The sequence below is a fragment of the Tepidimonas thermarum genome, assembly GCF_007556705.1.
Classification (GTDB): Bacteria; Pseudomonadota; Gammaproteobacteria; order Burkholderiales; family Burkholderiaceae_C; genus Tepidimonas; species Tepidimonas thermarum.
This window is the reverse complement of the sequence record NZ_VJOL01000087.1, coordinates 1-3,926: the sequence shown is the minus strand read 5'-3', so window position 1 is coordinate 3,926 and position 3,926 is coordinate 1. Positions and strand designations below refer to the sequence as shown.

Below are 3,926 nucleotides of genomic sequence, written 5' to 3'. Positions count from 1 at the left end.
GATGTAGCTGAACATCGCCCCCTGGAAGTCTTGACTGCCTCTCATCGTGCTCGTCTGCGTTGTTCTCGGTTGGCCTCAGATCGTACCGCCCGACGCGGGGGGTGGCGAGGGATTTTTCAACGGCCTGTTAAGTTCGGCATCGTTGCTCCGTGAGCATGCCGGACGATCCATTCTCGGACGGTGGGGTGTCCGAGGTAATACGATGTGTAACGAGGATCAGGGCCGCAAGGACCTAGCCGGACACGAAGGCAACCGGTGCCGCACAGCCACCCGTCTTCGCGGTCACGGATTAGAGCACGTCGCTCCACATCACCACGACGGCTGTAAACGATGTCTCCGGATCGAACCAAGTAGCGGCTTAGACGTTTGGCGTCTTCAGGTGTGATGCGTGCTATGCCATCTTCGAAAATTCGGTTATCGCCAATATTCTGCGGCATGATTGAAGGGATGCCGACTTGCACATAGTCCGCTGCATGCAATTGACTGCCAAAAGGCCCAGTCTGGATGTCACCACCGCCAAGCTGGCAGGCTGTGCCTAAAGTGATGTAATTCCACCCGTAAGGAGCAGGGCCAAGCAACTCTTCATCCGCCATACCCAAGCTCCTTCAAGTTGGCTTCAATCGCCGCATCCCCCCACACCGCCTTCCCCTGCCGTCCCGCCAGCGCCGAGTTTGTCATCGTTCCGTCTCCCCAAACCAGGATGGCCTCATGCCTCGTCCACCTGGGCGAGCAGGTCGAGGTATGCGCCATAGGCGAACACCCGCTCGCGTGCGCGGCCGGTGATCTCGCGCACGATGCCGAGTTGTTGCAAGGTGTGCACGGCGCGCGCGGCGGTGGCAAAGCTCACGCCAGATTGTTCGGCGAGCAGCTTGATGTTGGCCACTGGACGGTGGCGCAGCACGTCGAAGAGGCGCAGCACGGTGGGGGCAGCGCGGCCCAAGGGCACAATGCGCGCGCGGTCGGCGGCGAACAGCTCGAGCAGCCGATGCGCCGTTGCCACGGCCGTCTGCGCGGTGAGGGCTACGCCTTCGAGAAAGAAGTCGAGCCAGGCTTCCCAGTCGCCGCTCGTGCGCACGGCATCGAGCAGGCGGTAGTACTCGGCGCGGTGGCGCTTGAAAAAGAGCGATAGATAGAGCAGCGGCTGGCGCAACACGCCTTCGTGATGAAGGATGAAGGCGATGAGGAGCCGCCCAACGCGGCCGTTGCCATCGAGGAAGGGGCGGATGGTTTCGAACTGCACATGGGCAAGCGCGGCCTTGATCAGGGCGCCGGGGCCATTTTCTGTGTGCAGGAAGCGCTCCAGCTCGCCCATGAGTCGCTCGACTTCCTGCGGCGGGGGCGGAACGAAGACGGCGTTGCCGGGGCGGGTTCCGCCGATCCCGTTTTGCGTGGTGCGGAATTCCCCCGGCGCTTTGCCCGCGCCCCGGCCGCGCGCCAGCAGTTTTTCATGCAGCTCGCGGATGAGCCGGTTGCACAGCGGAAAACCTTCGGCGAGCCTCGCCATGCCGTGTTCCAGAGCGGCGACGTAGTTGGAGACTTCCACCACGTCGTCGAAGGGCACGCCGGGCGCCTGGTCGAGTTCGAAGAGCAGCAAGTCGGAAAGCGACGATTGCGTGCCCTCGATTTGGCTGGAGAGCACCGCTTCCTGCCGCACGTAGGCGTACAGGAGGATGTCCGGCTCGGGCAGCAAGGCGGCGATGGCATCCAGACGTCCGAGGGCGAGCAGGGCCTGTTCCAGGCGCTGCTGGCGCGCGGCATCGAGCACGAGCGGCGGGTCGGGCGGCAGGGGGTAAGGGACGAACGCACGCACCGGCTCGCCACCGGCGACGCTGGTCACCCACTGGCCGGTCGTTTCGCGCGGCATGGTGAGGGTTCGCTCCTTTCCGTCGTGAAAATAGCTGGTCGCGTTATTTTCACACGGATCGCTTTATAAAAATAGCCGATCAGGCTATTTCCGTGGATCAAAACCCCAGCTCGCGCAAACTCGCCTCGATCGCGGCGCTCGTCTGCCAGGTGTTTTGACAGGCGCTCAAATTTATGAGCGCTCTGGGTCGGTTTATGCGCGCGCTCATATTTTTGCGCCCCGCTCATACCAGGCTCCTTTGCGCTCGCCGTGGCGACTCAGGCGACCGGCTTCGACCAGCCGCGCCAGCAGACGTGTCGCTTGATACGGGCCAATCCGACACAACTCCGCCGCTTCCCGGCGTGTGATGCGGCCGTGCTTTTCCACGTATTGCAGCACCATCTGTTCCTGCTGCAGGGGCTCGAAGCCGCGCTGCCGAACATAGCCCGCCTTGTCGCCCAGCAGCCGGTAGGTGGCGGCGGAGAGGTGCCAACTGCGCCCCTTCTTCTGGCCGCGTTCTTCGATGAGGCCTGCTTCGAGCAGCCGATGCAGCACGGCGCGCGCTTGGCTCTCCGGCTTCTGCGTCAGGCGCGACGCCTCATCGGTGGTCAGACTGCGCGTCTGCCACAGGGCGTTGAGGATGAGCAGTTCATCCAGCCCCAGGTCGCGCCCCTGCTGGGCCTCGGTCACGAGCAGGCGCACGAAGTCGAGATTGGCCGCGCCGCCGGGAATGACGACGCTCACCGTCGCTTCGTTGCTGCGCGCGTAAGAGGGTGCTGGTCGGCCATTGCGCAGCTGTTCGTAAAAGATGGTGTCGATGCCGCGCGCGGTGCGCTCGACGATGCCGGCCCGCTTGAACGCGTCGGCAAGCAAGGGGTTGCGCGGTCGGGGCGCAGTGACCAGCAGGTTATCGAGCCGCACCCCTTCGGGAAAACCGCCGGGGCTCACGATCTCGATCTGATCCCGATGCCACTGAAAATGCACCGCCCCCAGCCGCTGGTAGTCGCGGTGGATCAAGGCATTGGCAAGCGCTTCCCGTAGCGCCCGCTCGGGATAGTCGGGCACGCCGACGCGCAAGAGGCCCACCATCAGCTCTTCTTCCCGATTGCGGGCACGGATGCGCGCTTCGAGCTCCTCCATCACCCGCAACAGTGGCCAGCGAAAGAAGTCGTTCACCTCGACGTCCAGCCCCCGCAACACCTGAAAGGCAACCTCATGGCTGGGAACGAAACGGCGCAGCGCTTCCTCTTGGCCAAAGAGCAACAAGGCCGCCAGACGCACACCACGCACCGACCCATTGGCCTCAACGACTCCGAGCGCCTTGGCAAGCTCAAGATCGGGAAGGGCAAGGAGCGCCTCGTCGCTGCGCCCACGCCGTTCGCGCACGCTGCGCCGAAAGCGCTCGAACTCCAGAGGGTCGAGGTGCTCCCACGCCGCGCCGGGCACGATCTGCGCCGAAGGGTCGAGCAGCCCCCGGTCCGCCTGCAGGGACTGCACGGCAAAGCCATCCATCGGCACGCAGGCGGGCCTGCCATCGCCGCCCAGGGTGCGACGGAGAAAGACGCCTTCGCTGGTTGCAACCAGTTGCCGCTGGAAAGGGATTTCGATGACGAGCACAGGCTTTTCACCGATGGTGACCGTCTGGACGGTGACCGCGAGGTTGGGGCGGGTGCGGTTGGCGATCAGGGCAGCGAGTTTGTCCGTATCGGTGCCGTAGCCGTGCCTTGGGCGTGCGCCGGTGATGCGGCCATCATCTTCCACGCCGATCATCAAATAAGCGGATTCGTTGCTGCTGCGGTTGGCCAAACACACGACCGCTTCGACGAGATCACGGTCGTTGAATGGCGAGCGCTCTTCGCCCTAGTTGTGTATCGTTCTTTCTGTAAATTCCATTTTGCCGGTTGTCTGCTGGGCGGGGATCTCCGGCGCTACGCGCCTACGCTCCCCGCCCAGCAGACAGCGCGAGGGTGGGTCTGACGCCATGACTTCGAGAAAGGAGTGTAACCCTCATGGCAATACGAGTCGAAACCAACCCCTTGGAAGCCGCTTATGCGATCTTGCTCGAGAACGGACTGGATGGCGC

General features: G+C 63.8%; 3 protein-coding genes and 1 pseudogene. All 4 read right to left on the bottom strand.

Going from position 1 to position 3,926, the window contains the following annotated elements:
* Positions 1 to 116: 116 nt before the first annotated feature.
* Positions 117 to 593: a restriction endonuclease subunit S domain-containing protein gene (locus Tther_RS12745; protein WP_246099050.1), complete on the bottom strand. Its 477-nt coding sequence runs from the start codon at positions 591 to 593 to the stop codon at positions 117 to 119.
* Positions 594 to 706: 113 nt separating this feature from the next.
* Positions 707 to 1,864 carry a Fic family protein gene (locus Tther_RS12740; protein WP_143904460.1) on the bottom strand — a complete coding sequence of 386 codons (1,158 nt, stop codon included), beginning with the start codon at positions 1,862 to 1,864 and terminating at the stop codon, positions 707 to 709.
* Positions 1,865 to 2,068: 204 nt separating this feature from the next.
* Positions 2,069 to 2,932: an ATP-binding protein gene (locus tag Tther_RS13670; RefSeq protein WP_281280191.1), complete on the bottom strand. Its 864-nt coding sequence runs from the start codon at positions 2,930 to 2,932 to the stop codon at positions 2,069 to 2,071.
* Positions 2,933 to 3,403: 471 nt separating this feature from the next.
* A pseudogene (locus Tther_RS13665) lies at positions 3,404 to 3,664 on the bottom strand (AlbA family DNA-binding domain-containing protein); the annotation flags it as partial.
* Between the last annotated feature and the right edge of the window lie 262 nt (positions 3,665 to 3,926).

Excerpts from the sequence above, each read along its gene's own strand:
- Tther_RS12745 (WP_246099050.1), bottom strand. The coding sequence starts at position 593 with ATGGCGGATGAAGAGTTGCTTGGCCCTGCTCCTTACGGGTGGAATTAC.
- Tther_RS12740 (WP_143904460.1), bottom strand. The coding sequence starts at position 1,864 with ATGCCGCGCGAAACGACCGGCCAGTGGGTGACCAGCGTCGCCGGTGGC.
- Tther_RS13670 (WP_281280191.1), bottom strand. The coding sequence starts at position 2,932 with ATGGTGGGCCTCTTGCGCGTCGGCGTGCCCGACTATCCCGAGCGGGCG.